The organism is Shewanella baltica, assembly GCF_900456975.1.
Taxonomy (GTDB): Bacteria; Pseudomonadota; Gammaproteobacteria; order Enterobacterales; family Shewanellaceae; genus Shewanella; species Shewanella baltica.
Genome location: NZ_UGYM01000002.1, coordinates 2,595,453 through 2,609,090, shown reverse-complemented (window position 1 = coordinate 2,609,090; position 13,638 = coordinate 2,595,453). Strand labels below are relative to the sequence as shown.

12 protein-coding genes are annotated in these 13,638 nt (G+C 45.5%); 8 read left to right on the top strand and 4 right to left on the bottom strand.

The window, feature by feature from the left end:
- Positions 1 to 5: 5 nt before the first annotated feature.
- From DYH48_RS11715 to DYH48_RS11705, 3 genes are all read left to right on the top strand, one after another.
- Complete coding sequence (locus tag DYH48_RS11715) at positions 6 to 470, top strand: GNAT family N-acetyltransferase (protein WP_115334869.1); 465 nt, start codon at positions 6 to 8, stop codon at positions 468 to 470.
- 32 nt (positions 471 to 502) lie between these two features.
- Positions 503 to 907, top strand: coding sequence for a hypothetical protein (locus DYH48_RS11710; RefSeq protein ID WP_012088930.1), 405 nt, complete (start codon positions 503 to 505; stop codon positions 905 to 907).
- Between the two features lie 315 nt (positions 908 to 1,222).
- The gene (locus DYH48_RS11705) at positions 1,223 to 1,618 is read left to right on the top strand and encodes a hypothetical protein (RefSeq protein WP_115334868.1); all 396 of its coding nucleotides are present in this window, start codon (positions 1,223 to 1,225) and stop codon (positions 1,616 to 1,618) included.
- A 114-nt stretch (positions 1,619 to 1,732) separates the two neighbouring features.
- Here DYH48_RS11705 and DYH48_RS11700 read toward each other — a convergent pair whose 3' ends face one another.
- Entirely contained in the window at positions 1,733 to 2,578 is an 846-nt protein-coding gene (locus DYH48_RS11700; RefSeq protein ID WP_012587850.1) for a substrate-binding periplasmic protein, read from the bottom strand.
- Between the two features lie 137 nt (positions 2,579 to 2,715).
- On the opposite strand from DYH48_RS11700, the gene DYH48_RS11695 reads away from it, so the two are divergent.
- The 5 genes from DYH48_RS11695 to DYH48_RS11675 all read left to right on the top strand — a co-directional run bounded on the left by DYH48_RS11695 (position 2,716) and on the right by DYH48_RS11675 (position 10,589).
- Positions 2,716 to 3,894: a DUF2157 domain-containing protein gene (locus DYH48_RS11695; RefSeq protein ID WP_115334867.1), complete on the top strand. Its 1,179-nt coding sequence runs from the start codon at positions 2,716 to 2,718 to the stop codon at positions 3,892 to 3,894.
- Positions 3,881 to 5,080 carry a DUF4401 domain-containing protein gene (locus tag DYH48_RS11690; RefSeq protein ID WP_115334866.1) on the top strand — a complete coding sequence of 400 codons (1,200 nt, stop codon included), beginning with the start codon at positions 3,881 to 3,883 and terminating at the stop codon, positions 5,078 to 5,080. Before DYH48_RS11695 ends, DYH48_RS11690 begins: the two co-directional genes overlap by 14 nt.
- The gene (locus tag DYH48_RS11685) at positions 5,080 to 5,595 is read left to right on the top strand and encodes a GDYXXLXY domain-containing protein (protein WP_012587847.1); all 516 of its coding nucleotides are present in this window, start codon (positions 5,080 to 5,082) and stop codon (positions 5,593 to 5,595) included. The genes DYH48_RS11690 and DYH48_RS11685 overlap by 1 nt, the downstream gene beginning before the upstream one ends.
- A gap of 314 nt (positions 5,596 to 5,909) precedes the next feature.
- Positions 5,910 to 8,744 carry an ExeM/NucH family extracellular endonuclease gene (locus tag DYH48_RS11680; protein WP_115334865.1) on the top strand — a complete coding sequence of 945 codons (2,835 nt, stop codon included), beginning with the start codon at positions 5,910 to 5,912 and terminating at the stop codon, positions 8,742 to 8,744.
- A 777-nt stretch (positions 8,745 to 9,521) separates the two neighbouring features.
- On the top strand, positions 9,522 to 10,589 hold the full coding sequence (locus DYH48_RS11675) for a GTP pyrophosphokinase (RefSeq protein WP_115334864.1): 1,068 nt from the start codon (positions 9,522 to 9,524) through the stop codon (positions 10,587 to 10,589).
- 854 nt (positions 10,590 to 11,443) lie between these two features.
- Here the strand turns inward: DYH48_RS11675 and atcC are convergent.
- Genes atcC through atcA form a run of 3 tightly spaced genes read right to left on the bottom strand, consistent with a single transcriptional unit; the run spans position 11,444 to position 13,637 of the window.
- Positions 11,444 to 12,340, bottom strand: a complete 897-nt coding sequence (gene atcC, locus DYH48_RS11665) for a cold adaptation protein AtcC (RefSeq protein ID WP_115334862.1) — start codon at positions 12,338 to 12,340, stop codon at positions 11,444 to 11,446.
- Positions 12,341 to 12,351: 11 nt separating this feature from the next.
- Positions 12,352 to 13,110 carry a cold adaptation protein AtcB gene (gene atcB / locus DYH48_RS11660; protein WP_006086363.1) on the bottom strand — a complete coding sequence of 253 codons (759 nt, stop codon included), beginning with the start codon at positions 13,108 to 13,110 and terminating at the stop codon, positions 12,352 to 12,354.
- On the bottom strand, positions 13,110 to 13,637 hold the full coding sequence (gene atcA / locus DYH48_RS11655; protein WP_115015148.1) for a cold adaptation protein AtcA: 528 nt from the start codon (positions 13,635 to 13,637) through the stop codon (positions 13,110 to 13,112). Before atcA ends, atcB begins: the two co-directional genes overlap by 1 nt.
- Between the last annotated feature and the right edge of the window lies 1 nt (position 13,638).

Sequence of the window (13,638 nt, the reverse complement as noted above, 5' to 3'; positions counted from 1 at the left end):
GGCCCATGGCAAGCATTATAACTCGAGCAGATGTGACTCATGCCCATGAGGTTGCAGTGTTATTCAATGAGTACCGACAGTTTTATGGGCGCAGGGATGATGTAGCGGCCGCGGAGCAGTTTATTCATGCAAGATTGTTAGATGAGTCATCGGTGATATTTATTGCCAAAGATAATCAAGGGCTTGGATTAGGCTTTGTGCAAATGTATCCCAGCTTTTCATCGTTACGTATGGCTCCAATGTTGATCCTCAATGATGTGTATGTGACTCAACATGCTCGATGTGTCGGTATTGGGCGAGCGCTAGTTCAGCAGGCCGCCAGTTATGCCAAAGCGCATAATATGAGTTATTTGATGTTAGAAACACAGCAAAAAAACCAGCGCGCGCAGGGCTTGTATGAAGGCTTAGGCTTTGTGCGTAACCAAGATTTTTATATCTACGAGCTTGAGATCCACCCAGGGCTTGAGTAGGTTTATTTATGGCGATTAAAAGGAAAAGTAACATGTTAACTCAGGTAAAAACGTTAGTATTAGGTGGTTTAGTATTGAGTGCCAGTACTGCAGTTTGGGCTGATGAAGCAGAAAAAGCGTTTAGTAAAGAAGCCATTGAATGTGCCGCTTACTATCAAATTAGCTCAGAAGCCATTGGGGCGATGAATGCACCGCAAATGCAGGCCGTGGGTGAGCGTTTAAAAAGCTCTAAAATTGAGTCTGAGAATCTAGCCAAGAAATACAGCTCTGAAGCTGAAGTGACTCAAGCAGTTGCCGCTGCTAAAGCGCGTCAAATCGAAAGCTTAGGGGGCTCAAGTAACTTAGGTGCGTTAATGGGTAAATATAAAGAAGAATGTAAAAACCTATTAGCCGATCCGCAAAAGCGTTTAGATTATTGGACTATGGCAACTATGTAGTCGCAGGTTTTAGTCAGCACAGGTTTTTAAGCATGTGATTTTAAGCATTGTGATTTTAAACATGTGAAGTAAGGGAGCCTAAGGGCTCCTTTTTGCGCTAAGAACTTAGCACTGGGTTGCGCGAGTTCATTTTATCAGGCTTGTGTGTTGGTTGCGGTCCGGTTGACTCAATGATTCTTAGCCAGCTAGGTTATTTTTGTTAAGCTGAAACTCAACCGGGGTTTTCAGGGTCTTATTGCCGAGGGTTGCTATTCTCGTTTTGTTTACGCATTGATTTTCAAACACCATCAAATATGAGCACTAACTAGGAGCAGTATGGTTTTAACATTAATGGCAGCGACTGTCTTGAGTGCTGGAGTCTGTGGATACCATTTAATCTATGGTAAACGTGTTCTATTGGCGCCGTTGTTAAAGGCAAATGTGTCCCAGCAGAGCAAGCAAATGTTGTGCTGTTTATTTCACTGCCAGTCAGTGTTTTTTGTGGCCTCAACTGCGGTACTTTTAGCCTGCGCACTTAAGGTGATCCCAGGCATGTATGCCTTTAGCTTATTGTTATTTCTTGGGATGAATTACGGGATCTTCGCGATTTGGCAGTTTTATATTGCCACTTTGAGCCCGCCAAATAGTGGCCAGATGATCATAGTGCAAGCCTTAATTTTCTTGTTGATCGGCACTTTGGCTATGCTGGGACCACTCTTGTCCGTCGCCTAAATCGCTGATCGCTTTTGGATAGTCTTAGTGCTTGGATAATCGCCGCGCTTAGATAAATCATCACTCCTGGAGAGTTATGGCGCTTAAAGCGTGAACAGTTTGAAGAAAAGCGAATTATTGGCTCGACTTAATCCCGTATTGGGCGGCGAGTTCGGCCAGTTTGCCATTGTCGATGAGCAGCTGAACCCAGTGTGAAAGCTTTTTAGCATCAAGTGATGATCTGAGGCTAAGTAAGATGCCGTTATCGTACTCTTGGTCCCATTTATCTGAGATTAAAAGTAAATGCCTGTCTTGTGGATTCACCTTTAAATAATACTGCAAATAGGAATGAGTGACGGGCGCTATGTCTGCCCGTTCGCGCAGAATACTTTCGATAGAGGCCCTGTTGTTACTGACGAACAAGGGGCGAAATTGCTTTGCCAACTTGTCAGCATCGGTTTCAAAGTGGGCAAACTGATAGTGATAGCCCTTAACGAATGCGACTGACTTATTGGTTAAGTTTTTGAAATAATTTTGATTATGGGCTTTGGCCTTAAGCGCAATAAACACTTCCCCATCTATCATGTGTAGTGGAATAAACTGATCCGCTATTTTCTGCCATCCCCAAGCGGGATTTTCAAATATCATCATGTCGAAGCGACCTAAGGCATAGGCTTTATATCTGTGTTCAACACTGGTGACGGTAAATTCAAAAAACACTTCTTGTTGTATTTGATTCAATGCATTAATGATATCGAGGGTGAGGCCTGTGTAGCGGCCGTCCTGTTGTAGATTTACATAGGGAGAAAATTGATAACCACCGACATGAATGGTCGGTATTGTGTTGGGCGCTGTTGTATTGGGTACTATTGTATTAGTTGCTGTGGGCGACTGATTATTATCTTGGGCGATTGCGGCCGAAAATACGCTAATCCCTAAAATGAAACTAAAGAGTAGACGATACAACTGTCTTATTACCATGGTCACCCCTAATCATGCCAAAGGTTAATGATTTTTTACAAGTATACACAATTTAATTTACTCAACGCTGTCGATATTGTGCGAATTTTGAATAGGTCATAGTAAGCTAGCGCAAACAGGATGAGGGAGAACTCACATTGAGCCAGATAAAATCTCAAGTGTGTGGCTGGGTTGAACAGGGACATATTACGCAAGAGCAAGCGAATACGCTTTATCGGCAGGTCACAGTGTTGCCAGATGCGTCGAGCTGGCGTGGCTTAATCGCTAACTTATTACTCTGGTTTGGCGCCTTGAGCTTTGCCTCTGGGGTGATTTTTTTCTTTGCCTACAATTGGCAATCCCTCGGGCGTTTTGCCAAATTTGGTCTGATTGAAGTGGCGATAGTGCTCGCCATCGCCGCATTTGTTTGGCTCTATTATCGTGCCAATTCCCTTTCTACTGCAGTCCATTCCCTTCCTCACAGTCATAGTAACCACATTAACCAAAGCAACGACAGTAGATTTGGTGGGACGACAGCCAATGGTGTGTTATTAGCCGCGAGCGTATTGGTGGGCGGCTTATTAGCACTGGTTGGGCAAACCTATCAAACGGGCGCCGATCCTTGGCAGTTATTCGCCCTGTGGGCGTTAGTGATTTTGCCTTTCGCTTGGGTGGCGGGATTCGATGGTTTATGGCTGCTGCTGGTGGGACTTATTAACCTAAGCATAGGGATATTTTTAGATTCCTTTTCCCATTTATGGGGAGCCTTCTTGGATGAACAAGGCCAACTGCTGATCTTTATCTGTTTGAATTTAGCTATCTATTACGCTTTTGTCTTGTTAGACCGCAACGTCGCGGGGCGCTGGCATGCGCCAATCCTCGAATATGCGTGTTCACTGTTTGCGATGGGCTGTTTTACTTGGTTAATCACTTGGCTGATTTTCGATGATCTCCTTAAAGGTGATGGCTTTAGTACTTGGATAGTTTGTGGTTATCTTGCCCATCTAGTGTTGGGATTCGTTATTTTTCGCTATCGCTTACCGCGCATTTATCCCTTGGCCTTGGGCGGTTTTAGCTTGATTGCCGTGGTCGCTGCTTTACTGATTCGGCTGATGTTTGAGGACAATGATCCCATAGGTGGTTTTTTGTTTATTGGGCTTTACATCATTTTGGCGAGCACAGGCTTGAGTATTTGGTTAAAGGAACTGAGTCGCAAGCTAAAATCACTGTCACAGTCTATGTCAGAATTAGAACCTGAACCTATGTCTGAATTAGAGCCTGATCCCGCAGCGAGAGCGACCCAAGGGAAATTGGGAGACATTCATGAGCAACAATAATGGCTTACCGGATGGCGACATGGTGACCAATCCTTTAACGGGTTCAGTAGCGACTGCTTTAAAGTCTCCTTCAAAAGAGGATGCCGCTTCAATTGATGCATCGGGTGAATCCAGTCTGATAACCCTGTGGCAATCCTTGTATGCCGAGGGCAAAGTCAATACGCCCCAAATGCCAGAAAACCAGGATATTCCTTGGTATATTGCCGCTATGCAGGCCTTCGCTGCTTGGATAGCCGCTTTGTTTCTATTGGGTTTTATGATGGCGGCATTTGGTGCTATTTTTGAGCGGGTAGGTGAGGGCGTCGCCTTATTTATCGGCTTAACCTATTTAGCCGTGGGCATTGGGCTGTACTTTTTGCCGCGGCAACAGATCTTCATTGAGCAATTTGCTTTTGCCGCCTGTTTGAGTGGTTTAATCAGTGTGGCTTGGGGATTCTATGATTTAATCGACAATGATTTTAGCCTCAACTGGTATCTGTGTATGGCGGGTATTCTCTTGCTGTTGTGGGGCTTAATTGCCCATGGATTAGCCCAGTTTGTGTTCGCGTTTGGCTTAAGTTGGTGCGTGATTGGCCTCATGGCTAAATTCGAATGGCTCAATGTCTGCCCAAGTCTGTTTGCCTTAATCATTAGCCTAGTGTTGTTCAATATCAATCGGTTCGGGCGTCATTACCGCCGAGCGTGCATGCTTATCTACGGCTTTGCACTGGCGTTAGTTACATTGCAACTGATGCATGCCTTTAGCATGGACAGTATTTTTGAAGCCTTATTCAGTCCTTGGCAACAAAGTCTGTGGTTCACGCTAAGCCATCTGTCGATTATTTTTGTCATTTGCGGATTATTGTTGGTCACTGTATTTCGCAAACGCCAACAATCACTTAGCTCAATGGCGGCGATAGGCTGTTTTCTCGGTTTAATGGTTATTAGCGGTTTATCTTTACCCATGCAGGGATTATCGACGGCTATCCTATTGATCTTGCTTGGCCATTATTGCAATGAGCCTTGGCTAAAAGGCATGGGAATTATGTCGGCGCTGCTGTTTGTCAGTGGATATTATTATTCCTTAGAAACAACACTACTGCTGAAATCTGCTTATTTGATGGGTTTAGGCGCGCTGCTGCTGGTGGCAAGGATGCTGGTGTGGCGGTTATTTCCTGCCAATGAAAATGCCAAGGAGACTATGTGATGGGCAATGTGATGGGAAAATTGGCGGCTTCACATAAATGGGCGCTGGGCATAGTACTTTTTACGACTGTTGCGATTCTCGCTGGCGTGAATTGGCGCATTTTCAAATTCGAACAATTGCTTAATCACGGCCAAGTCGTGCGCTTTGCATTAGCGCCAGTCGATCCGCGCTCGTTAATGCAGGGGGATTACATGGCGCTGGAATATGCCATTGCCCGCGATGTGCGTAGCGCCTTAGCGCCGCAACAAATGCAGGGTCAGTTGTTACTGGCACTAGATGAGCAAAAAGTGGCGCGTTTTATGGATTTTTATACCGACCAAGCTCTCGGTAAAGATCAGCTGCGGGTGCAATTTCGTGTTCGTGGTAATCAAATCAAGCTCGCATCGAACAGCTTTTTCTTTGAAGAAGGGCAAGCCGATCATTTCAGTGCGGCTAAATACGGCGAGTTTAGGGTGAACGCCCAAGGTGAGTTACTGCTGGTCAGTTTACTCGATGAAAAACTTGAGCCCTTATAGCCCTGCGTCAGGGCTTTTATCCATTGGCTCTGCTTATATCTGTTAAGAGCGATTTATCCCCATCACATTGATTATTTCTGGCCGCATTGTTAATGGGCGGCCAGCATTCCCCGTACTGCTTTCTTCCTAGCTCTGATCGCTAAATCGCACCAATAATATCAACCTTAAGTTGCAACTTGGACGCAACTAATTTGTAACCTTGGTCGCCTATAGTATCGTCAGTGTTCGAGGTGACATCATCTTGAAGCATCTAAGCACATCAATTAAATCGCAATTCAATACAAAATATTAAAACAATACATTTAGGGGTCTCAATGTTTAACACTAAAACTGTGCTGGCGTTAGCCATCAGCAGCGTTTGTGGGCTTGCCCATGGCGCGGATAATTTGATCATTTCAGAATACGTCGAAGGCAGCAGCAACAATAAAGCTATCGAACTGTATAACCCAACTGCGGGCGTTATTGATTTAAGCCAATACCAATTGCGTTTCTATTTCAATGGCAGCACCAACGTCGGTACGACCATTGCGCTCACTGGCTCATTAGCCGCGGGTGCGACTTATGTGGTTGCCGATAACGACGCGTCTGCCGATATTCTTGCGGTGACCAATCAACAGAGTAGCGCCAGCTTCTTTAACGGCGACGATGCGATTGAACTGACTTATCAAAATCAAGTGATTGATAGTTTAGGTCAAGTTGGTGTCGATCCCGGTGCCGAGTGGGGCAGTGGTGATTTATCCACTCAAGATAATACCCTGCGTCGTAATCCTGATCAGCTGATTGCCGATCCCATCAGTGACGATGCTGTCAGCTTTAGCACTTGGTTAGGTTTTGCGAAGGATGATATTTCTGATCTCGGTAAATTCAGCGCGGGCACGCCAACCGATCCCGTCGACCCTCCACCGAGTTCTTTAGTGTGCGGCGAAGAAGCCACAGCAATTCATGCGCTTCAAGGCGCGGGCGCTGCCAGTCCTCTTAATGGTCAAACCTTAGTGGTTGAAGCGGTTGTCGTCAGTAATCAAGAAGCCGGTCTTAAGGGCATTTTTGTACAAATGGCTGATAACGAAGCCGATAGCGATCCACAAACCTCTGAAGGGGTGTTTGTGTATACTGGCACTGCGCCTACTGCGTATGTGGCGGGCGATCGTATCCGTTTAAAAGCCAAAGTCACTGAATATCAAGGCTTAACTGAACTAACGACTGTATCAGATCATAAGTTGTGTGCCACTGCACAAGCATTACCAACAGCGGCTGTGGTGACCTTACCGGTTAACAGCAGTGATGATTTTGAGCCATTTGAGGGCATGCGTGTTCGTTTCAGCCAAGATTTAGTGGTGAACGAAGTCTACAACCTCGGCCGTTATGGCGAGATTTCATTAGGCAGTCAGCGCCACTTTATCGGTACGCAAGTCGCGGCACCGGGCGCGGATGCGCTGGCAGTTAGCACTGCTAACCAACGTGACAGTATTTTATTGGATGATGGTTTAACGGCGCAGAATCCTGATCCTGTGCAATTCCCCGCTCCTGGTTTGAGCGCATCAAACACTGTGCGTGTAGGCGATAAAGCCACATCGCTTACGGGTGTGATGCACTATGGCTTTAATTTGTATCGCATTATGCCAATCGAGACGGTGAACTTTGTAGCGGAAAACCCACGTCCTGTCGCCCCCACATTGAATGATGGCGGTAATCTAAAAGTCGCTAGCTTTAACGTACTCAACTACTTCAACGGTGATGGTCAAGGTGCCGGTTTCCCAACTGCGCGTGGTGCCAATACGTTGAGCGAATTTGAGCGTCAAAAGGCGAAGATTATCAGCGCCATGATGGGCATTAGTGCCGACGTATTTGGTTTGATGGAAATCGAGAACGATGGCTTTGGTGCAAATTCGGCCATTGCTGATTTAGTCGCAGGTTTGAATGCCGCTGTGGGTGAAGCGCGTTACGCTTATATCGCGCCAACAGGCATGAGTGCAATTGGCTCCGATGCCATCACAGTTGGCTTGATTTATCGTAGCGATAAAGTCACGCCGCAGGGTGCTGCACGTATTCTATCCAGTGCCAATTCGCCATTGGATGATGACCAAAAGCCTTTGTTTGACGATAGCAAAAACCGTCCAATGCTAACGCAAGCCTTTAGCGTGAACGGCAGTGAAGAGGGCGTGGTTGTTGCGGTTAATCACCTTAAATCTAAGGGCAGTGAATGTGCGGGCGATCCTGATCTCAATGATGGTCAAGGCAACTGTAATATCACTCGTACCCGTGCGGCGACTGCTGCAGGTCAATGGATTAGCGAGCAATATCCAGATCAAGGTGTATTGTTGATTGGTGATTTGAACGCCTATGCGAAGGAAGATCCATTAACGGCCTTAGGTAATGCAGGCTTTAGTGAGCTGTTTGCCAAACTTGAAAAACCGAACCCTTATTCCTATGTATTCTCGGCTGAATCGGGTCAGTTGGATCATGCTTTAGCAAACGCTGCCTTGTTAGATAAAGTGGTGGATGTGACTGAGTGGCATATCAATACCGACGAACCACGTGTATTGGATTACAACGAAGAGTTTAAGACGCCTGCTCAAATCCAAGACTTATTCGCTACTGATGCGTATCGCTCATCGGATCACGATCCTGTGGTGATTTCACTCTTGCTCGAAGCGGAAAAAGTCGCGCCAGTGGCCAGTTTCACTCAAGTGGTGAATGGTGCTGCGGTGCAACTGACATCCACTTCAACCGACAGCGATGGACAAATCGTGTCTGCCGAGTGGAGCTTTGGTGATAACACAGTGGCAGTGGGTGAGGTAGTGACTCACAGTTACAGCCAAAGCGGCGAGTATCTGGTCACGCTAACTGTGACTGATAACGACGGCCTAACCCATAGCACGTCGCAAACTGTGTCTGTGGTTGTTGGAGAGGTTAAACAACCGCCTGTTGCGCAAATTCAGCGTATCAATCTATTGTTCGTCGATATGTTTATCTCGACTAGCTTTGATACCGATGGCGTGATCAAGCAACATAAGTGGACGTTCGACAATGGCACCCGCGCTAACGGTCAAGTGGTATTACGCCTTGCCCGCCGTGGACAACACACTGTTGAACTGACCGTTAAAGATAACGATAAGCTAACGGATACTACGACGCTGACGTATCGTTAAGTCAGTCTTTATATTCCGTTGATTTTAAGTGACGCCAAGCCCGCAGCCGCGGGCTTTTCTTTTTACCCAAAAGCAAGATAAAGTTGTCGTCAGTTGTTGTGACGCATCAATTTTCATTGTTTCCCCAGTGACTCACCACCTCTTTATTTAACAAGAAGTATCACTGAGGGCTCTAATAAAATATCCATGTTTTAGAAGATCACTGGTGGAACAATGCCAATTTTAACTAACCCTTTTGCTGTTTGTTTAGCTAAAAAGCTAATGCCCAAAGCAAGATAATTTTGTCGTCAGCTGTGCTGTATTCATTGTCATTGTTTCCCCTGTGACTCGCCATAAACTCGTCCCTGAGGGCTCGACGACGGCATCCATGCCGCCAACGGTCACAGTTGCAACAATGCCAATCTTAACTAACACTTCTGCTGTTCGTTTAGCTAAAAAGATATTGCCCCAAAGCTTGTTAGCACACGTTTGTTCGTTCTGGACTTTACGAAAGAGTTACCCTACAAAATCTCATCTATTAGCCCTCCACTTTAGTCCTTCTCTATGAACAGCTCAATCCTGGTTAGATATACAGTTATATCGTATTACGCTAGTTTTTGAGGGTTTTGAGAGCAACATCCGTGCGCGTTTTTCCGGATGGTGTATTTGTAAAAAAGCTGATAACTTCTTTACATACAGATAGTCAACTGTGCGCGTTTTTACTGGTCTAACTTGATAAACGCGCATGCGCACGAATAAAACGTTAGGCTACACACGCGAAGATTTAAGGAGAGACGATTGACTGTAGATGACTGGAAAAAGAAATACGAAGAGACTCGTCCACGATATATCCAATTATGTGAGAAGCTTGTCAACTTATTGAAAGAGCTTTTGTATGTAAATGGAATTCAGGCAACGTTGGAAAGTAGAGTTAAAGAGTTGTCGAGCTTCGAGGGGAAAATTGGACGAAAAGGCTATGAAGACCCGCTTTCCCAAATGACAGATATTGTTGGGATTAGAATTATAGTTCGAACATTGGACGAAGTTTCTAGGGTTGAAAGTATAATTAAAAGCGAATTATCTATAGATGACGCAAATTCAGTTAGTAAACTGAGCCAGTTAGATCCAGATAGGTTTGGATATTTATCGGAACATTACGTTGTAAAAGTATCTTCTCCAAGAGCTGAACTATTGGAATGGCGTTCAGTTTCGGAACTGCCATCAGAGATTCAGGTCAGGACGATTGTTCAACATGCTTGGGCGGCTGTCCAGCATTCACTTGATTACAAAACTGCCTGCGATATACCTCATGATCTGCGTCGAAGGCTCTTTAGGATAAGCGCTTTATTTGAGCTTGCAGACCAAGAACTTAACTCTGTATCGAGGGATGCAAATTCCTTGTTTGAAAGCTATCAAGAGCAGATTTCGCAAAACAGATCTGCACCTATTGAATTAAACTCTGAATCAATACGGGCTTATCTAACTTCATCGGAAGAGGTTGCTTATTGGGCGGATGTCATTAAATCATTTGGTCAAGACATATCGGCACCAGGCTTAATATCCCGCGACCTAGAAATGGCTCGCGAAGCTGGGATTACTGATATTGAGTCACTAGACTCATTGCTCTCAGGTTCGCGGGGCTGGGGCGAAGATTATCTCAAAGAATTTTATCTAAATTCATATGGATCTTTGCCGACGAAAGGAAGTACAGACTTAAACGGAGTGGTTACTTTATTATTAATAGGTAACTACTTAGATATATTTACCGATACCGAATTAAATGGCAGGTGGGGATTTGGAAAGCCAGAACGAGCTACTAGGCCAGCAAGAAAAATTAATCCAAGGTTTGAGAATGAAAAAGCCTAACAAATCAAGCAAGTGGGACGCCGTAAACGGCCCCTTCTTGAGGCGTTAGCCCATAGAAATTTTCATCCGAAAATGACGAGTTAGAGTTAATAACCTAACTCATTTTTGTCCAAAAGCGTGCTGCGTAACGCTTTTAAATCTACAGATTACGCCAATGCTAGAAAGGTGAGCCATGGTGATTAGCGAGACGACCGTCCGCCCCATGGACGGGGCGGTCGAGCATCCAAGGATGGACTGGCTGCGAGTCGACGAGCGAATGCCATGGCAAGCCTGTGCGAGTGGATACCCGTAAACGCTAAACTGCTAACAACTGAAATTACTGATCCCAAAACACTACTTTTCAACACATTTCTGTCCCAAAGTATGTTGCGTATGTCTTTTAAATCTACAGATTACGCGAATGCACGAAAGGTGAGCCATGATGATTGTCGAGACGACCGTCCCATGGACGGGGCGGTCGGAGCATCCAAAGGAAGGACTTGAACAACATCCTTCGCCGTCCATGGATCTCGTTTATAAGCTCAGAAACCCTAGGTTTCTATTCACAGTGTCGATGAGTGAATGACATGGCAAGCCTGTGCGAGTGGATATCCGTAAACGCTAAACTGCTAACAACTGAAATTACTGCTCCCCAAACACTACTTTCCAACACGTATCTGTTCCCAAAGCGTTATCAAGCTCTACGCTAAAACCACTCAAAACTGAGAATGAGATGCTGAAGGTTGAATTGGGCAAGAGATAACAGACAATAAAAAAGTGCTTTATTTTTCAATAAAGCACTCATTTTAAAGCGGCTTGAGCACTCGTTAACCTACTGATCACAGCACTGATTAAAGTAGCGCTCAAAGTACCGATCAAAGTACTATGTAGAGTGGCCAGCCAAGGAGGCCGACGAGACCTTCCTTGTGTTCGAACCTTTCTAAGCGTTCGGGTGAAGCGTCGCTGAGTAATAGTTCGCGGTAGCTTTTCGCAAAGTGCAGGGTACGCAGTAGGGCGGGGGCAAAGTTTTTGCCGAGATCTTTACTGATGGTCTCAGCGAGTTCTGCGGGCAATTCTGCTAATGCTTTCTGAGTTTCCAATTCAATATGCTCACGGGTAAACCATTCCTCTTTTAAGGTGATTTTGCCGATACGCTTTTTCAAATCCTGTCTGACTTTGGCGCCATCAAACAACAATCGATACAGTACCGCTTCGGCTAATACACTCTCTAGATTGAGAAAGTCGAGCGGATCATAGCTCGATTGGGCATAAAACTGTGCCAATAGCGCCGCAATCGACTGTTGGCGCTGATGCTCAAGCAGGGCATCTTGATAGGCTTCATAACCTAGCCACTCTTCTGCATCGGGTGGGCTGGACACTTGTTCGAGCAAGAACTTGTCGACATCGCCGTACAGTGACTTGCCGTTGACGAGTTTATGCTTGCTGACAGTGCTGAGCATGCTCCAGCCTTTTTGAAAGCATTTGACTACGCCATCGGCGGTGATCAACAGGCGTATCGCCTGCTGCGGGTTTTGGTTTGACAATTCCATCAAACCAAGGCTCACCACACCAATGACATCGTGCGCCGCTTGTTCGAGCAGGTGCATTTTGTACTTGTTGTAAAACTTATCGGCCAGTTTGAGGCTCATCAAAATGGCTTTGGATTTGATTTGTGACAGCTGTTCACCGCTCAGCGTTTCGTCTGCTTGGCCTTGGAGCAATACCTTGCTCAGGTAGGGTCCTTGATCTACATCACGCAGTACCAGTTGCATCAAATAATTCCTTAATCCAAAAAGCTAAACATATCATCGACTTCAGCGTATTCATCCGTCACTTGGTTTTTCTCTTTGGCTTGAATAACCAGCTCGTTGACAAACTTGCTGATGATCATTTCCCAACCTGAGCTTTCGTTACGCAGCAAACTCTTAATGGCTTTTTCCACATCGGGCGCGAGCTCGTGGATCAAGGCCATTAGGCTGCGTGGGTCGTCTATGCTGAGGCTGTGTGCATCTTCACTGGCGACGCGGCTGTCGTAGCCGATGGTTTCAGTGTCTTCTTCGTCATCATAGAGATCTGTGTAGCCGTCTTCATCTTCATGTTTTTCGCCTAACATCATTTCGATGAAGGGGATCGACAGATAGAAGAGGCCCGCTGGATCTTCGGCGATACATTCTAGAATCGCAGTTTGCTTTTCTTCGCTATCTTGGATGCGAATTAAATAGGTCAAAAAATCAAAGGTATGCTGAATAAGTTCTTCGGCATTGTTTTTGATTTTTTCTTCCCAGTACAAAGGTTGCTGACAGACGATGTCGCGAATTTGTTCTGGAGTCATGAGTTCAGACATGATCGAAGGGCAAGAGATATCATGGTGACTGTTGATTTGGGTCAGCGTGACGATATCCATGTGTTCGATGACTTCGACTAATTGCTCGTCGCTCATGGTATTTGCAATGATTTCAAAGCGTTTGCTCGCTTGTTTTGGCTCTACGTCCGCCAACTCTTTAATTTCGGCGACGGTAATCTCAATGAGACTAGTGTTCATTAGCGGTCCTCATCATCGTAGTGATCGTAGTAGCCATCTTCCTCTTCGCCTTCATCATCGTCGTCGTTATCTGAGGTACCAACATAATCGTTGTCATCATCTTCATCGTCGTGATGCTTCGCTGCTGGCGTTGCTTTACCTTGAGTTTCAAGTAAATACAGCACGGCGCAGCTTTCAATCAGTAAGGTTTCCGAGTAACCACGCACGGCTAACACTAAGGGTAAATCAGCATTGTTAAAGCCAATCGTGACTTTAAACTCATCCCACTCGGGTTGAGTTGCCGTGTTTATCCAATGTGCCCACTTGAGTTTGGCTTCGGCGGGAAACTTAATTCGACCGTAAAGCGCGACAGGCAGGTACTCAGGCACAGTATCGAGCATCTTAGGATCGGCTTCTAACACCTTTTTAATTTGGCTAGTAAATTGCTCTAGCGCTTTAGGTGTATCGGGATCGTCGTAGGACTCGATATTGTCGTAGGCATTATTTTTTAGCTCATTAATGCGTGAGATATTCAGTTTTTTGACCATT

Bases quoted from the DNA above. Each gene is read 5' to 3' on its own strand.
- DYH48_RS11715 (WP_115334869.1), top strand. From the start codon at position 6: ATGGCAAGCATTATAACTCGAGCAGATGTGACTCATGCCCATGAGGTT.
- DYH48_RS11710 (WP_012088930.1), top strand. From the start codon at position 503: ATGTTAACTCAGGTAAAAACGTTAGTATTAGGTGGTTTAGTATTGAGT.
- DYH48_RS11705 (WP_115334868.1), top strand. From the start codon at position 1,223: ATGGTTTTAACATTAATGGCAGCGACTGTCTTGAGTGCTGGAGTCTGT.
- DYH48_RS11700 (WP_012587850.1), bottom strand. From the start codon at position 2,578: ATGGTAATAAGACAGTTGTATCGTCTACTCTTTAGTTTCATTTTAGGG.
- DYH48_RS11690 (WP_115334866.1), top strand. From the start codon at position 3,881: ATGAGCAACAATAATGGCTTACCGGATGGCGACATGGTGACCAATCCT.
- DYH48_RS11685 (WP_012587847.1), top strand. From the start codon at position 5,080: ATGGGCAATGTGATGGGAAAATTGGCGGCTTCACATAAATGGGCGCTG.
- DYH48_RS11680 (WP_115334865.1), top strand. From the start codon at position 5,910: ATGTTTAACACTAAAACTGTGCTGGCGTTAGCCATCAGCAGCGTTTGT.
- atcC (WP_115334862.1), bottom strand. From the start codon at position 12,340: ATGCAACTGGTACTGCGTGATGTAGATCAAGGACCCTACCTGAGCAAG.
- atcB (WP_006086363.1), bottom strand. From the start codon at position 13,110: ATGAACACTAGTCTCATTGAGATTACCGTCGCCGAAATTAAAGAGTTG.
- atcA (WP_115015148.1), bottom strand. From the start codon at position 13,637: ATGGTCAAAAAACTGAATATCTCACGCATTAATGAGCTAAAAAATAAT.